18 protein-coding genes and 2 pseudogenes are annotated in these 14,753 nt (G+C 50.7%); 11 read left to right on the top strand and 9 right to left on the bottom strand.

The genetic code is table 11. From position 1 onward, the window contains the following. Positions 1–656 precede the first annotated feature (656 nt). Genes msrB through MTP42_RS03970 form a run of 4 tightly spaced genes read right to left on the bottom strand, consistent with a single transcriptional unit; the run spans position 657 to position 3,462 of the window. The gene (gene msrB / locus MTP42_RS03985) at positions 657–1,397 is read right to left on the bottom strand and encodes a peptide-methionine (R)-S-oxide reductase MsrB (RefSeq protein WP_256466585.1); all 741 of its coding nucleotides are present in this window, start codon (positions 1,395–1,397) and stop codon (positions 657–659) included. A 36-nt stretch (positions 1,398–1,433) separates the two neighbouring features. Continuing rightward, on the bottom strand, positions 1,434–2,393 hold the full coding sequence (locus tag MTP42_RS03980; protein WP_249258021.1) for a TlpA disulfide reductase family protein: 960 nt from the start codon (positions 2,391–2,393) through the stop codon (positions 1,434–1,436). A gap of 12 nt (positions 2,394–2,405) precedes the next feature. After that, the gene (locus MTP42_RS03975; RefSeq protein WP_197037354.1) at positions 2,406–3,290 is read right to left on the bottom strand and encodes a 4Fe-4S binding protein; all 885 of its coding nucleotides are present in this window, start codon (positions 3,288–3,290) and stop codon (positions 2,406–2,408) included. 25 nt (positions 3,291–3,315) lie between these two features. Next, positions 3,316–3,462: a CD1871A family CXXC motif-containing protein gene (locus tag MTP42_RS03970; RefSeq protein ID WP_178539388.1), complete on the bottom strand. Its 147-nt coding sequence runs from the start codon at positions 3,460–3,462 to the stop codon at positions 3,316–3,318. 147 nt (positions 3,463–3,609) lie between these two features. Here MTP42_RS03970 and MTP42_RS03965 point away from each other — a divergent pair, with 147 nt between their 5' ends. Continuing rightward, positions 3,610–4,287: a response regulator transcription factor gene (locus MTP42_RS03965; RefSeq protein ID WP_249258019.1), complete on the top strand. Its 678-nt coding sequence runs from the start codon at positions 3,610–3,612 to the stop codon at positions 4,285–4,287. After that, entirely contained in the window at positions 4,284–5,501 is a 1,218-nt protein-coding gene (locus MTP42_RS03960) for a sensor histidine kinase (RefSeq protein ID WP_249258018.1), read from the top strand. Before MTP42_RS03965 ends, MTP42_RS03960 begins: the two co-directional genes overlap by 4 nt. Here MTP42_RS03960 and MTP42_RS03955 read toward each other — a convergent pair. Then, positions 5,474–5,725 (bottom strand): annotated as a pseudogene (locus MTP42_RS03955) (hypothetical protein); the annotation flags it as partial. The gene MTP42_RS03960 and the pseudogene MTP42_RS03955 overlap by 28 nt on opposite strands. A 133-nt stretch (positions 5,726–5,858) precedes the next feature. Here MTP42_RS03955 and MTP42_RS03950 point away from each other — a divergent pair. Beyond that, positions 5,859–6,170: a hypothetical protein gene (locus MTP42_RS03950; protein ID WP_249258017.1), complete on the top strand. Its 312-nt coding sequence runs from the start codon at positions 5,859–5,861 to the stop codon at positions 6,168–6,170. On the opposite strand, the gene MTP42_RS03945 is transcribed toward MTP42_RS03950, so the two are convergent. From MTP42_RS03945 to MTP42_RS14605, 3 genes and pseudogenes are all read right to left on the bottom strand, one after another. Beyond that, a complete protein-coding gene (locus MTP42_RS03945; RefSeq protein ID WP_242699394.1) occupies positions 6,133–6,291 on the bottom strand; it encodes a helix-turn-helix domain-containing protein in 159 nt (52 codons plus the stop codon). The genes MTP42_RS03950 and MTP42_RS03945 overlap by 38 nt on opposite strands. A 64-nt stretch (positions 6,292–6,355) precedes the next feature. Continuing rightward, positions 6,356–6,817 (bottom strand): S24 family peptidase, encoded by a 462-nt coding sequence (locus tag MTP42_RS03940; protein ID WP_249258016.1) that lies wholly within the window; start codon positions 6,815–6,817, stop codon positions 6,356–6,358. Positions 6,818–6,913: 96 nt separating this feature from the next. Beyond that, a pseudogene (locus tag MTP42_RS14605) lies at positions 6,914–6,985 on the bottom strand (hypothetical protein); the annotation flags it as partial. Positions 6,986–7,150: 165 nt separating this feature from the next. Between MTP42_RS14605 and MTP42_RS03930 the strand changes: the two are divergent. The 3 genes from MTP42_RS03930 (at position 7,151) to MTP42_RS03920 (ending at position 8,851) form a co-directional block, all read left to right on the top strand. Continuing rightward, positions 7,151–7,369 carry a hypothetical protein gene (locus MTP42_RS03930; RefSeq protein ID WP_249258015.1) on the top strand — a complete coding sequence of 73 codons (219 nt, stop codon included), beginning with the start codon at positions 7,151–7,153 and terminating at the stop codon, positions 7,367–7,369. A 17-nt stretch (positions 7,370–7,386) separates the two neighbouring features. Beyond that, a complete protein-coding gene (locus tag MTP42_RS03925) occupies positions 7,387–8,037 on the top strand; it encodes an ImmA/IrrE family metallo-endopeptidase (protein WP_005928334.1) in 651 nt (216 codons plus the stop codon). A 526-nt stretch (positions 8,038–8,563) separates the two neighbouring features. Further along, positions 8,564–8,851, top strand: a complete 288-nt coding sequence (locus MTP42_RS03920) for a helix-turn-helix domain-containing protein (protein ID WP_005928332.1) — start codon at positions 8,564–8,566, stop codon at positions 8,849–8,851. Between the two features lie 56 nt (positions 8,852–8,907). On the opposite strand, the gene MTP42_RS03915 is transcribed toward MTP42_RS03920, so the two are convergent. After that, positions 8,908–10,305 (bottom strand): ATP-binding protein, encoded by a 1,398-nt coding sequence (locus tag MTP42_RS03915; RefSeq protein ID WP_249258014.1) that lies wholly within the window; start codon positions 10,303–10,305, stop codon positions 8,908–8,910. Between the two features lie 690 nt (positions 10,306–10,995). Between MTP42_RS03915 and MTP42_RS14720 the strand changes: the two genes are divergently transcribed. The 5 genes from MTP42_RS14720 (at position 10,996) to MTP42_RS03890 (ending at position 14,688) form a co-directional block, all read left to right on the top strand. Continuing rightward, positions 10,996–11,256 (top strand): type II toxin-antitoxin system PemK/MazF family toxin, encoded by a 261-nt coding sequence (locus tag MTP42_RS14720; protein WP_249258013.1) that lies wholly within the window; start codon positions 10,996–10,998, stop codon positions 11,254–11,256. A 43-nt stretch (positions 11,257–11,299) separates the two neighbouring features. Then, positions 11,300–12,040: a DUF6551 family protein gene (locus MTP42_RS03905; protein WP_249258012.1), complete on the top strand. Its 741-nt coding sequence runs from the start codon at positions 11,300–11,302 to the stop codon at positions 12,038–12,040. A gap of 30 nt (positions 12,041–12,070) precedes the next feature. Further along, positions 12,071–12,316 carry a helix-turn-helix domain-containing protein gene (locus MTP42_RS14600; protein WP_005933015.1) on the top strand — a complete coding sequence of 82 codons (246 nt, stop codon included), beginning with the start codon at positions 12,071–12,073 and terminating at the stop codon, positions 12,314–12,316. 90 nt (positions 12,317–12,406) lie between these two features. Continuing rightward, positions 12,407–13,297 (top strand): helix-turn-helix domain-containing protein, encoded by an 891-nt coding sequence (locus MTP42_RS03895; RefSeq protein ID WP_005928318.1) that lies wholly within the window; start codon positions 12,407–12,409, stop codon positions 13,295–13,297. Beyond that, the gene (locus MTP42_RS03890; RefSeq protein WP_249258011.1) at positions 13,297–14,688 is read left to right on the top strand and encodes a tyrosine-type recombinase/integrase; all 1,392 of its coding nucleotides are present in this window, start codon (positions 13,297–13,299) and stop codon (positions 14,686–14,688) included. Before MTP42_RS03895 ends, MTP42_RS03890 begins: the two co-directional genes overlap by 1 nt. The last annotated feature ends 65 nt before the right edge of the window (positions 14,689–14,753 follow it).

The raw sequence follows: 14,753 nt of genomic DNA, 5'->3' as shown, positions 1-14,753 counted from the left end.
TGCTAAAATTGGTAGCCGCTTTCCTGTAAATCCATGTAAATACAAGATAATTTGTGTAAATCTATTTTCCACATTCCTACAGTGAAATAATTTGATACTTACACGTATATTCCAAATAGTCAGAATTGCAATAGGTAACATGAGCCGTTTTCAACTGCCAATGCAAATCTTATTCGGTATGCCCGAAGATCGTCGCAAATGTATTCCTTCAATGGTAACAATCATGGAGATTAGTGTTTATCTGGAGATTACCAAAGGATAAATAGAAGCAGTATTAAAGCCGTTCACCGCGCAGATTTTCCAGCGTGGCGAACGGCTTTTTTGCTGCCACTATATTTACAGGTAGGAGGAATCGAAGAAGTCCTTTAAATGCTGATACGGGCGCTTCTCTATTTTACACATCTTTTGCCGAAGCCGAAGCTGAATACTTCCAGCCCTGCAATGCTTTGGCACACCTGAATCCATCGGCTAACAGCAATAAGTTTGAATTAGTTCCTTAAGAGAGATGTTCTTCGTTCTCCTCCGCGCAGATCGTTATGCCGGCATTGAGAGTGTCGGAAAATTCCATTCACAGCATATCGGACTGCCCGGTGGCAGTCCGATATGCTGTGATGTGCTGATAGTTCCTTGCATGAGAACTGCCGACCGTTTGCGTCCTATTTTTCAAACAGGTACAGCAGGTATCCGTAGCCCTCGGTCTCCATTTTTTCATAGGGGACGAAGCGCAGGGCCGCGCTGTTGATGCAGTAGCGCACGCCGTTGGGCGACTCCGGATCGCCGGTGAACACATGGCCGAGATGGGAGTCTCCGGCGCGGCTGCGCACCTCTGTGCGGCGCATCCCGCGGCTCAAATCCTCTTTTTCCACCACAGCGGGGCCCTCGATAGGCTTTGTAAAGGCGGGCCAGCCGCAGCCGCTCTCGTACTTATCCGTGGAGGAAAAGAGCGGCTCACCGGTGACGACATCCACATAGATGCCCTTTTCAAACTTGTCCCAGAACTCGCCTGTGAAGGCGCGCTCCGTGCCGCTCTCCTGCGTGACGCGGTACTGCTCCACCGTCAGCTTGTCCCGGATGGACTCCGCCGCGGGCTTCTGATAGTCACCCGGGTCGATGCGCAGCCGGGAAAAGAGCTCCATCTCCGCGCGCGGGATGTGGCAGTAGCCGTTCGGGTTCTTTTCGAGGTAGTTCTGGTGGTATTCCTTGGCGGGATAGAAGTTTTTGAGCGGGCCGATCTCCACGAAGAATTTTTCGCTGCGGCCGCGCTCGATCTCCGCGATGCGCTTCACCGTCTCTCGCGCGCTTTCGTTGGTGAAGTAAACGCCGGTCTGGTACTGGCTGCCGCGGTCGTTGCCCTGCCGGTTTTGCACCGTGGGGTCGATGACATAGAAGTAGGCCAGCAGCGGCGCACAGCAGGCTCTTTTTTAAATCTCGGGTCAGCCCACATCGGCGTCGAGCGCCTGCTCGATGAGCTTTTGCAGCGTCTCCGCCTGCTTCTTTTCTGTGATGGCTCCTACGATGGGTTCACCTACGATATTGCCGCTGCGGTCGACCACATAGGTGGTGGGATAAGCAAAGATGTTGGTAGTAAACTTTCCCGCCTCACCATCTGAGTCAAAATACACATTCTGATAGGTGGCGCCCTTCTTGGCCAGCACGTCCTTCGCCTCGGAAATCGCTGCCTCGTCGCCGTCCAGCGTGAAGGTGTTGACGCCGATGAGGGAGCCGCCCTTCTCCGCGAGTTCCTTATTCAGTGCGTCCAGCTCGGCAAGCTCTCCCACGCAGGGATTGCAGGTGGTGAACCAGAAATTCACTACAGTGACGGTGTTGCCGGAGAACAGCTCGTCGCTCTTCACCGTGTTGCCATCCAGGTCTTTCCCCTCAAAGGCGGGGAACTTCTGCATACTGCCGTCGTCGGGAGGGGTGCTCGTGTCGCTGCCCGCTGGCATACTCATATCGCCGTCCTTGGATTTCTGCATGATCTCGGGATACTTCTCTTCCAACTCGGTCAGCTTGTTTTCAATATTGCTGATCTCCGTGGCTGACTCCTTCAGCCACGCATACTCCTTGTCGGTGAACTGCTCTTTAGCGGCCTCGACGGTATCCAGCAGGAAGTCGCCGTAGTTTTTGCCGTCCTCCTGCATGGTCATGCCCTTATCGGCCGCCATGAACACCTTCTCCCAGAGTTCGGCATTTTCCGACAGGAGCGCGTTTTCCCGCTCCAGCAGCTCCTTGTGCAGAGCGAGCGCCTCCTCGGCGGTTTTCGGCTCGCCGGTCATGGCGGAGCTGTCTCCGCTCATATCCGCCTGCTTGTCGTTGTCCTTTGCGCCGCAGGCTGCAAGGGAGAGCAGCATCATCGCGCACAGCATCAGAGCCAGTATCTTCTTTGCGTTCATATTCGTTTCTCCTTAAGCTTTGTTGTTGTTTTCTCGCAGTGTCGCTGCGTTTTCTTTCTCTTTTCCATCGCCGAAGCCGTAGCGGAAGCACACGGCGTTCGTCGGACAGGCACGGATACACATCCCGCAGCGGATGCACTCGGTATGGTTGGGCGTTTTCGTCACATCCACATCCATCTTGCAGGCTCTGGCACATTTCCCACAGGAGACGCACTTACTCTTGTCCACCTTCATCTGGAAAAGGGACACCCGGTTGAACAGGGCGTAGAACGCGCCCAGCGGGCAGAGCCACTTGCAGAAGGGACGGTAGAACAGTACGCTCAGCACGATCACTGACAGCAGGATGCTGAACTTCCATGTAAACAGCTTGCCCAGCGCCGCCCGGATGCCGGAATTGGCGAGGGACAGCGGGATGGCTCCCTCCAGCACGCCCTGGGGGCAGAGGTATTTGCAGAAGAAGGGGTCGCCCATGCCAACGTCGTTCACAAGGAACGCCGGCAGCAGGAAAACCATCACCAGCAGTACAGCGTACTTGAGATAGGTCAGTGGTCTGAGCTTCTTTGTGGAGAGCTTCTTCGTCGGGATCTTATGCAGCAGCTCCTGAAACCAGCCGAAGGGACACAGAAAACCACAGATAAAGCGCCCCAGCAGCACGCCCAGCAGAATGAGAAAGCCTGTGATATAATAGGAGAAGCTGAACTTGGAAGACCCCACCACCGCCTGAAATGCCCCGATAGGACAGGCTCCGGAGGCCGCTGGACAGGAGTAGCAGTTCAGCCCCGGCACGCAAACGGTTTTCCCTGTGCCTTGGTACAGTCCTCCTTTGAAGAAGTTCGGCAGGTGCAGGTTGGTCAGCAGCGTCGCACCCGCCTGTATCCAGCCCCGAAATCGGGACACGGTCTGCGAAACGCCTGAAAACTTTTTACCCAATACCCACACACTCCAGACATAATTTGATTGCTTTGCTCAGCACTGTCGCCGCCTCGCCCCGCCATACGCCGAAGCACAGCATGGCGATTCCGGCCATCAGCAGCGCGATCTGCGCCGCGGCCTTTTTCCCGCAGCTCATTTTTCATCATCCTTTCCGATTTTCTGCCCCCATCATAGCGCGGGAGAGTTAAAGTCTCTGTTAAGAACAAAAACTTAACGCAAACCTTATCTATTTTTGCTATAATAAAAACAACACAAAAACGGAGAAATAAAAAGGAGGGCTCTCATGCACCTTTTAGTAATTGAAGATGAACGCGCTCTGTGCGAGACGATCGTCCGCAGCCTGCGGCGGCTGGCCTACAGCGTGGACTACTGCTACGACGGGGAGAAGGCTCTGGAGTTGCTGGGCGTGGAGTGCTACGATCTGGTACTTCTTGATCTGAATCTGCCGAAAAAGGACGGCATGACGGTGCTGCGCACCCTGCGGCAGACCGACCGAGAGACGCGGGTACTGATCCTCTCCGCCCGCGGCGAGGTGAAGGACAAGGTGGAGGGGCTGGATGCGGGCGCCAACGACTATCTGGCAAAGCCTTTTCATCTTGCCGAGCTGGAGGCCCGCATCCGCAGCCTGACATTGCGGCAGTTCACCCAGCAGGATGTGTTGCTAAGCTGCGGAGCTTTAACCTTTGACACCCGCTCCCGCACCGCCGCTGTCAACGGGCAGCTGCTGACGCTGACCCGCAAGGAAACGGGGATTCTCGAATACCTGATGGTACATCAGGGGCGGCCCGTGAGTCAGGAAGAGCTGATGGATCATGTTTGGGACAACAGCGTGGACAGCTTCAGCAATTCCATCCGCGTCCACATCTCCGCCCTGCGCAAAAAACTCCGCGCCGCGCTGGGCTATGACCCCATCCGCAACCGCATCGGCGAGGGCTATCTGATGGGAGGCGAGGAGGAATGAAGCGGCTTTCCCTGCAGTGGCGCATCACGCTGATGTCCGTCCTGCTCATCGGCATCACCTGCGTGGCCATGAATCTGCTGCTGTGCTCCTCCGGTGTGTACTATATGGACACCATTGCGGACAGCTTACAGGGCGGCGGCACGGTGATTCTGAATGATAGCGGAGCGGCGAGCTTTGACCCGCAGCTCATAGCGCCCAACGAGGAGTTGACCATCGTCGTCGATGGGGTGCAGGGGCGCTTCCGCACCACCAACTGGTACATCACGGCGGCGGTAACGCTGCTCAGCGGCATCCTCGCCTATTTCGTCAGCGGACGCGCCCTCAAGCCCCTGCGCAGCTTTACCTCGCAGGTGGAGCAGGTGCAGCTGAACAATCTTGCCGATATGAGGATCGATGAAGACTCCATTTCGGAGTTCCGGCAGCTGAGCCGCTCGTTCAACCAGATGCTGGAGCGGCTGAACAACGCCTTTTCCGCCCAGCGGCAGTTCACCGGCAACGCCGCCCACGAGCTGCGCACGCCGCTGGCGCTGATGCAGGCGCAGCTGGAGCTGTTTTCCGCGGAGCATCCCGATGTGCGGCCGGAGACGGCGGAATTCCTCACGCTTTTGCGCGAGCAGACGGAGCGGCTGACGCAGATGACCAAGACGCTGCTGGAGATGAGCAATTTGCAGCAGGTGGCGCGGAACGAGCAGCTCCAGCTCGCCCCCATGGTCGAGGAGATCTTTACGGATCTTGCGTCGCTGGCGGAGAAGCGAAGCATCACGCTGGAAGCGGAGGGCGACGCCGCCCTGACCGGCAGCGACGCGTTGATCTACCGCATGCTCTTCAACCTGACGGAGAACGCTGTCAAATACAACCGCCTCGGCGGCTCGGTGCGGGTCGAGCTTGCACAGGGGCAGGAAAAGTGCATCATTCGCGTTTCCGACACTGGCTGCGGCATTCCGGAGGAGTATCAGCGGAGCATTTTCCATCCCTTCTTCCGGGTAGACAAATCCCGCAGCCGCGAGTACGGCGGCGCGGGACTGGGACTTTCTCTGGTGTGGGAGATCGCCGATCTCCACGGCGGTTCCGTTTGGGTGGAGGAAAGCTCGGACAAGGGCACGACCATCGCGGTGGAGCTGCCGGCAGGGGCGGAAAAGACGGCGCAGGCGATGGCAAGCCGTTGCTTTTGTCCGCTGGACAGGGTGGACGGGTGCGCATCCCTGTACTCGTAAAGGCCAAATTCTTTCAGCAGATGTATTGCACGGTCTTTGCTTTCTTCCGTCAATTCGGTATTCAGCAGCAGTTCCTCCGCCACACTCGCCGTAAAAAACTGCGTTGACGTGTCATTGCCGCAGTAATAGATATTCCTGCGCCGGACTGCCGCTCTTGCTTTTTTCCATTTTGAACAATGCGATGGGGCTAATTTCCCCTCCAAAATGGCCTTCTGTAAACCCATTTTCCCACCCATTAGGCTCAAAAATAGGCCGTAAACCCATGGTAAAACCATCAAAATGGGCTAATTTGAAGTCAAATTTCCTCAAATTTCACCATCGGAATCAGGTGATTCTAGGCATAGAAAAAGCCCGGAAATGGCGTATTTCTGTGCTTTTTTAGCATTTTTAAGCTGTAGATTATCGCTTGCTGAACTGAGGTGCGCGACGAGCGGCTTTGAGGCCGTACTGCTTCTGCTGGCTAAAGATCTGGAGGAAGCATACGGCTTCCCGGTGCTGGTGGTGCGCCCCAAGGCGATGTTCACCACCTGCTACGCTAATGTGCCGGAGGAGATCGAGGAAGAGTTTCTCTCCAAGTATGGCGATTTTGTACGGAACCTCTATGATAATACCGTGACGGTCAATCGTATATTTACAGGTATGAGGAATCGAAGAAGTCTTTTAGTGTGATTCCCAAACCCAGACAGATTCTTTCAATCGTCTCTACGCTCAACTGGCCTCCCCGACGAGCAGTGGTTTGGATTGTGGAGTACGATATTCCGCATTTCTTTGCCAACACACACAGATTCATATCACGCGCTTGCATCAAATCCTGAACACGCTTGATCGTATCCACGAAAACTCCTCCCATCTTTTTAGTTCAAAACTTTTCCAACAACCTCGAATCTTTGCTCTGGAGATATAAGGATCGGCGAATATTTGGTGTTAAGAGAAACCAAAACCGGTTGGTTATGCACCACGCCATAGCTGTCGGTAAAGAACTCTGCTTGGGATTTGTCTGGGGTATGTTCATCGTATTTTTTCAGATATCCACAGTCATCATATACGAATATCCCGATATCCCCGCATTCAAGTTCTTCGCAGCGCTTCACCCATACAATCTGTCCGTTATGATAACGCGGCTCCATACTATCACCACTAACGTATATCCCGAACTCAGTCCCTGCCGGAACGCTACTGGCAGGCACTTGTATCTGCTGGAACATTTCACCCTCAAGAAAAGCTCCTAGACCTGCCGATACTGGCATCATTATGCAGTCGATTTTCGCAGGCTCTTCTGTGCCTGGCTGGTAGCGCCGAGATGCAATCAAGTCCATTTCGTACTCAGCGACCTTTTTTTGCCCGATGGCATTTAGAAGGGCGGGTTTCTGAAAGGTCTTTGTAAAGTAGGAAGGTCCTTCCTTGATGTTCAATGCGTGGCAGATTGCAACCAGTTGGTAGATGCTGGGAGTGGTGTATCCTTTTTCCCATTTACTGATTCCCTTGTCACTGACATCGACGCCATAGTGCGGTAACCTGCTCTATGGATGAGTGGAAAAAGCATACAGTGTCCGTTCCTCTGTTAAACGAAAAGCAGCTCGTGGCACGCAGTATGATTCGCAAGTAATGCACGCTGCATTCTGATAAATCTGCAAAAAGGAGGACTTCTGATGTGTGGTGATTACAACCTTCGCCGTGAGAAAAGATACGTCGAAGTGGATGTTCGTTTTACTCCTAACGGCAAGATCCGTCCTCTTGCCATAAACTATGACAAGACTCGCACTTATGGAATTGATCGTGTCTTGGCAGTCAAGCACGGTACATCACGTTTTGGCGTGAAAGGGCATTGCTTCACCTGCCTGATTTGCGGGCAGAACTTTCGTGCATAGCAGGCAAATATATTGAAATGTACTATGCACTCTTCGGAATAAGCAAAAATGACCCCGCTCCTATTAACCCAGAGCAGTTTGCAAATTCTGTTCTTGGACTGAACCTGAAGATGTTGCCGCTGTGTAGCGATGGTCACATCCTTGGATTAACGGTTTTCCAGAGATGTAGCTTCACAGCAACCCTTGAGGATGGAACAAAGCTTGTTGAAGTATTTATGCCGAGGGATATCGTAATCGATTCTGCTCTTGCGGCAGACAGATGCACAGGATGCCGGAATTTCACAATAGCGCATGAAGCAGCACATCAGATTTTGGCTGATCTGTTTCCGAACGACTACGGAAAAGCAGTCAAGTGCCGTGGGCACATTGCCTATCGGGAGAGAAACGGAAAGCCCTCGTGGGAAGAATGGCAGGCGGATACCCTTGCAGCAGAGCTGCTGATGCCAACATTTCTGATCAATGCCGAAATAGAACGTGTGGCGTTGACTCTGCCAAATGGGATTCTGTACAAATCAGTGTCTGACCCTAACTATGAAAAAATTCTGGAGATGGCTCGACGGATTGGGGTTTCTTGGTCTGCAATCAGGATCAGACTGCAGCAGATGCAGGTTATAAAAGGCAAACCCATCCACTGCCATCCATTGGACATCATGCGATTTGGAGAATGAATATGATTCAGTTAAAGAACCGTCCCTTTGCCGGTAAAGCACCGACTACTACACAGCAGGCAGAATTTAGCATAGGCTGGAGATTTTGCCCTGTTTGTGGAAATAAGTTATACCAAAAAATCGAGGGGTGTTCAGGTATACTACAAGTGAAGTGCAATAGATGCAAAGAAACCCTGAGACTTGATCTGGCATTTAGATGCCGGTGATTTTCCAGTCATTTTAACAAATACGGGTGCATTGCACCCTGAATATGGACTGTTCGCTCCGAGCAACGGGCCATTGCCGCAAGGCAATGTATGAAACGTGCTCCAAATAGCCGGGCAACAGCTGATTGAGAGATTTTCTTTGAAGATCTCTCAGTTGGTTGTTGTCCGGCTATTTTTTTAGCCTTCAGGAAGCCTGCTCCCGTAAAAAGGAGCAGGCTTTATGTTTGTCCGTTTTTCGTGGATGCCCCAAGCGGCTAGATATCCGTAGCAACTCCGAGTTTTCGACTTCTCACGCTTTATCGAAAATTTGGAGGTCACACATGAGTTTTGATCCGAATGCTATTGGTAACCGTATTTTTACTTTGCGTACAAATGCGAAGTTATCGCAGGAAAAACTTGCTGAAAAACTTGGTGTTTCCCATCGCCACCTCGGCGATCTTGAAAGGGGAAGCTCCAATGGCTCTGTAAAAATCCTGATCGATATTGCAGAATACTTCCATGTCAGTATGGATTATCTTCTTTTGGGCCGAGATCCTTCTAGGGATCAGTTTCAAAATGAACTGCAAGCCGCTATAGATCATCTTGAAAAAATCAAAGGTCTTTTATAATCACTTCAACAAGAAACGCTCCTGCCGGTTTTACACCGACAAGAGCGTTTCTTGTGTTATTCAAAAATATCGGCAAGGGTAAGCAGCTGTACTTCTCCGCGTTCCTGTGCCTGAAGTAGTCCGTCCGTAAATCCGCCTTTCGAGAAAATGTAGTAGTGGTAGTTTGTTCCTTTCCCAAAGACTGCTGCATATTCCCGAATCAGTTCCAGTTCGTCCAAACCGATTTTTTCATTGCGATATTTGCAGGAGCCGATGATATAGTCATTGCCCTCAACCGGCGTACCGACAATATCGATTTGTATCTGCTTTTTCTTTTTGGGGTCGGTTCCCCACCACTGCCCAATCTCACTCAACTCGATAGGAAGATCATTCGCATAATAGAGCAAGTAGTCTTGGCACATCTTCTCAAAAATCAGACCCATATAGTCTGGAAAATACTGCTTCACCGCATGGGGATAGGTCTTTGCGATCCGCCCCGAATCAATGGCACTTGCATTGACCGGCACAAAACGGTACCAAAAACGAAAAAAATTGTCCGCCAGAAGATAGATCGTTTTTTTGCCCGGTTTCTCGGTGATCGGCGTTTCTTTTTTGACGATTCCAAGGTCCATCAACGTTTTGAGGTACTTTGCCACCACAGAGTTTTCTTCACCAACTTTTGTGGTGATGTCGTTCAGGCGAGAAGCCCCCTCTGCAATTGCCTTGATGATTGCATTATAAATTGCAGGCTCACGCAGCTCCTGCTTTAACAGGTTGGCCGGTTCCTCATAGAGGTAGCTGGAACGGTCAAACAAGTTTTCCATCAGTGCTTCATCTACGCTGTCCCGAACATCCAATTTGTTGATATAATGCGGAACGCCGCCTGTGATGCCATAAATCAGGGCGTTATCTTCCTCAGACAGATTCGGATGGAATACCGCAGTTTCCCTATAATCCAGCGGCATGATCTTGAATTGCGCTGTTCTGCGCCCATACAGAGGGCTTTCTTTGCCCAAAACCTGACTTTCCATAAAACTCATGGACGAGCCACACAGGATCAGGTACATTTGGGACTCTGTCCATTTATGGTCGATGATGTGCTGAAGCATTGCGGAAATAGCGGGTTTAGCCTTTGCAAGATAAGGATACTCATCAATTACAAATACGATCCGCTGCTCCTTGGAGAGAGCTGTCAGTTCGTCCAATGCTGCATCGTAGGTTGTAAATTCCGGAGATGATTCTGCATTGGGTCGTTCAAAACTCATGATTGCCTTGGACAAGGCTTCCAGATTTTCTTTTCCGGTCGTATTCAAGGCAGAGAAGAAAATGGTCGGTTTATCCTTGCAGAATTCATTGATCAGCGCAGTTTTTCCAACACGGCGTCTGCCGTAAATGACAACGCATTCAAACTTTCCATTCTCATATCGTTTGTTTAACTTCCGAAGTTCCTCATCGCGGCAGTAAAATCGGCTCATTTTGTTCCCTCCCCAAAGTGTATTTATCAAATTTATATACTCGTAAGTTAGTTTCTTACGAGTATAATACTTCATTTCTTACATAAAGTCAAGAAATATATTTTTGACGGCTCATCGAGAAACAGGAACGATACTTCCTATTTTCCTCAAAAATTGTGAACTCTGAGTTCCTGTTCATTTCGTTCCGCATCGGTTACAATACAGCCATAGCTTCGGAAAGCGTTCAAAGCAGCCCTCAAGCTATCCCGCCCCTTGAAAATTGAACACGCATTCTTCAGTCACGTTCCTGTGATGATGAGCCACGTCCGTAACAAATGCGATGATCTCCCACTGAGGGAATGAGCGGTAGGTTGACGGTAAATGGATGACAGCTTCTCCATAGCTAAGAGCCATCACAGAATAATGATACTTCTGCCTTCGGGCAGCTCGGTGAGAACCACGGAGAGGTGAGAACCCTATGGATTCGGTACGCTGCCGGACGGCTGAAAGATTTCCCACACGAAAACTGAGTTTTCGTTTTCCGGGGATGTCGGGGACAAATACGGAAAGGTATAGAACTATAAATCACAGCATTTTTGCTGTTTGAGATAGTAGGGTGGGCTGTGCGAGCAGCCCACTGTTACATATACGGATAGAAAGGAGAAATCCAAATTGGCAACACGAGGCAAAAAAGAGAAAAAGTATCCGCCTATGCCCGCAAACTGGATGTACAAGCGCGGGGATGTCTACATGATGGATCTGAATCCTTACAGCGGTTCCGAACAAGGCGGCATCCGACCTGCCATTGTTGTCCAGAACGATGACGGTAATTTTTATTCCAATGTTCTTCTGGTCCGTTCCGCTGACAACACAGATCAAAAAGCGAAATATGCCGACGCATTTTATTCTGCACAATCGCTTTTTGAGTGCGCCATCTATGGCGATTTGCGAAAGTCCGCGCCCCGCAGATAAATCCAGAGTGTTAAGCTACCTTGGGCACCTGTCCAAATATGAAATGCGGCAACTGATCGTGCCGCGCGACACTTATCAGCGTGCTCTTCACCCCGCTCGTGTTGCCCGCATCGCAAAAGAATTTGACGAGCGGGTTGCCAATGAGCCGAAGATCAGCTTCCGGGATGGTCACTACTATGTGATGGACGGACAGAACACCATCGCTGCACGGAAATTTCTGAACGGCGGCGAAGATTTGCAGATTCGCTGCAAGGTTTATTTTGGTATGACAGAACGAGAAGAAGCCCTCCTGTTTGCACAGCAGACAGGCATTTCGGAACGGCTGAGTGCAGGACAGAAGCTCCGTGCCCTGATTTTTGCAGGGGAGCCTGCTGCCGTTGCATTCCAGCAGGCCACCGAATTGGCTGGCGTTCATCTTTCTTTTGAAGAAGGCCGGGGCAAGCAGCGGATCAGCTGCATCGCAACCGCCTATCACGAATTCATCCGGCTTGGTCCTGAACTGTATATCGAATCCCTTGATGTTTTGCTGAATGCGTGGGACGGAGAACCTGATTCCATGAGTTCTGCAAATCTGCTCGGCATCTGCCGCTTTGTAGAACTGTACCACTCCGAATACAGTAAAAGCCGTCTGATTGCCAAACTGCGGCAGGTCGATGCATTCACGATTTTTCGCCTTGCACGAACCGCAGGCGTAAGCCTTCCCGGCAAGACGAAGTACCTTCAGCAGGTCTATACTATTTATAATGGTGGCAGCCGCCGGGCTGCATTGCCGCTCAAGTTTTAACTTTAAGTATATTTAACGAGGTATTATCCAATGATTATCCATGAAGAACCTTCGCCCAACTCGGTTTCCTCCCCTGTTTCCACAGCAAAGGACAGCCGCTGCTATACCGTAGAAGACCTGATGGAAATGCTGCTCCTGAGCCGTCCCACTGTCTACCGTCTACTGAAGCAGAACGAATTCCGCTGGTTCAAGGTAAGCGGCGCTTACCGTATTTCCAAAGCCAGCTTTGAAGCATGGCTCAATGATGGCACTGTTGAACGCAATCCTGCTGTTTGACATCCTCAACATTTCACGCGAAATCTGCTATTCTTTAGCCGGGATGAGAAATCCCGGCTAAACTTTTACATAGATAGAGAGGTGTCTTTCATGGATGATATGCGGAATACTTCGGCTCCCTTATACGGAAAAGCTGAACCTGCCACTACCAAAACCACCATGTCGGTTCGTGAGATGCGGCAGCTTCTCGGCCTTGGCAAAACAGACAGCTATTGGCTGCTTCATAAGAATCTCTTTGAAGTCATTCTGATAAACGACAAAAGGCGTATCGTTATTTCCAGCTTTGAGAAATGGTATGCCAATCAGGTCAAATATCATAAGGTCAATGGTTCGCCACCGGGCGAGGAACTTTGCAAACGGTCCTATTCCGTTCCTGACGCCGCCGAGATATTGAAGGTGAAACCCGAAACGATCTATACACTCATCCGACAGGGCAAGTTGAAAACAGAAACGGCAGACTTCTGTATGAGAATTCCCAAAGAGGACTTTGAGCGGTGGTACCGATCACAAAGTCGCTACCGCACAGCAGCCGACCGTGAGCGTGACCGGGAGATTGAAGCGCAAACCATCTCCATCCCGGAAATGGCAAAACTACTCGGTATCCCACGCAAGAATGTTTATGGGATTCTTGATTGCAAAAAATACCGAGATTGTTTCGTCATTGAGCGCGTGGCCGACAGGCCGCGCATTACCAAAAAAAGTTTTAAGGCATGGCTTAAAAGCCAATCTACATACCAACTTCAAAAACCGAAAAAAGAAACGCATGAGGAGCCGCCGCTAAAACTGCAATGTCCCAAGAATGGGAAATACTACAGTTTTCAGGAAATTCAGGCTTTTTACGGAATCAGCCGCCCAACACTTGACTCGTGGGTTCTCAAAGAAGGAATTCCAACGATGAAGTTGGGAAGGGTAAAACGCATCCAAAAAGATGCTTTCGATGAAGTTCTGAAGTCCAAACGTAAAGTAGAGGAGGATGTATAATGGCTAGCATTGTCAAACGCAATAACCGATACTGCGTTGTCTATACCTACAAACACACTAATGGAACGCTAAAGCAGAAATGGGAAACCTTTACCGACCTTGCAGATGCCAAAAACCGTAAGAAAGAGGTCGAATACAAAGAATCCGTCGGTACCTTTGTGGCACCCCAGTGCCGAACTCTAAAAGACCTGCTTAAAGAATACGTCGCCCTGTACGGAAGAACCAAATGGGCACTTTCAACCTATCAATCAAACACTGCACTGATTTCAAACTACATAGAACCGCTTATCGGCTCAATGAAGCTGCAAGATCTCACCACCCGCGTAATTGAGGGATATTATCAGCGGCTGCTTAAATACGAAGCCGTTGACCCTATGTGTGGAAAGCGTCAGCATCAATACGTTTCTCCCGGCACGGTTCGTTCGGTTCACAAAATTTTGAGAAGTGCCTTTGAGCAGGCTGTAAAGTGGGAACTTATGGAAAAGAATCCCTGTATTTATGCCACCTTGCCCAAATACACTGCAAAGAAGCGTGATATCTGGACTGCCGAGACCCTGTTCCATGCCTTAGAAGTCTGTGATGATCCACGGCTCCGGCTTTGCATCAACCTCTCCTTCTCTTGTTCCCTGCGCTTAGGGGAATTGCTCGGTCTGACATGGGATTGTGTGGATATCTCCCCCGAAAGCATTGAAGCCGGGCGAGCCTCCATTTACATAAATAAGGAATTGCAGCGTGTAGATATTGCTTCGCTGAACGCCTTGGAAAATAAAAATGTCATCACTCGTTTTCCCTCGCTGAGTTCCCGCTGCACCACGGTCCAGGTTCTGAAAAGCCCTAAAACAGACAGCAGTATCCGAACCATTTTTCTCCCCAAAACAGTTGCTGAAATGCTTGTCCACTATAAAGCCGAGCAGGACATGACAAAGGACGCACTGGGTGCAGAGTATGCAGACTATAATCTCGTGGTTGCCGGCCCGCTGGGAATGCCGACCGAACAATGCACCATTAACGGTGCATTGAAGCAGCTGATTGAGGAAAACGATCTCCCCAAAGTGGTTTTCCACAGCTTCCGACACTCCAGCATTACATACAAGCTCAAGCTGAACGGCGGCGATATCAAAGCCGTGCAGGGCGATTCCGGTCATGCACAGGCTTCGATGGTCACCGAGCAGTACGCACACATTCTGGATGATGATCGGCGTTTGAACGCACAACGATTCGACGATTTCTTCTATCAGCATCATGGTGCAGAGCCTGAAGCCCTCCCTCGCGCAGAGCAATCCACTCCCAAAGCCAGTCCAGTCGATACAGATGCGGCAGCAGCTCTTGCTAAACTGCTGGCTGACCCCTCTATGGCCGAACTCATCAAAAATCTTGCAAAGAACTTATAAGCCCCTATACATACATAAACAGCGACAGCTTTCCGATTTGGAAAACTGCCGCTGTTTGTTTTTAA

The organism is Faecalibacterium sp. I2-3-92, from assembly GCF_023347315.1.
In the GTDB taxonomy this organism is placed as follows: Bacteria; Bacillota; Clostridia; order Oscillospirales; family Ruminococcaceae; genus Faecalibacterium; species Faecalibacterium duncaniae.
The sequence above is the reverse complement of the archived record's forward strand: the minus strand, read 5'-3'. Positions and strand labels throughout refer to the sequence as shown.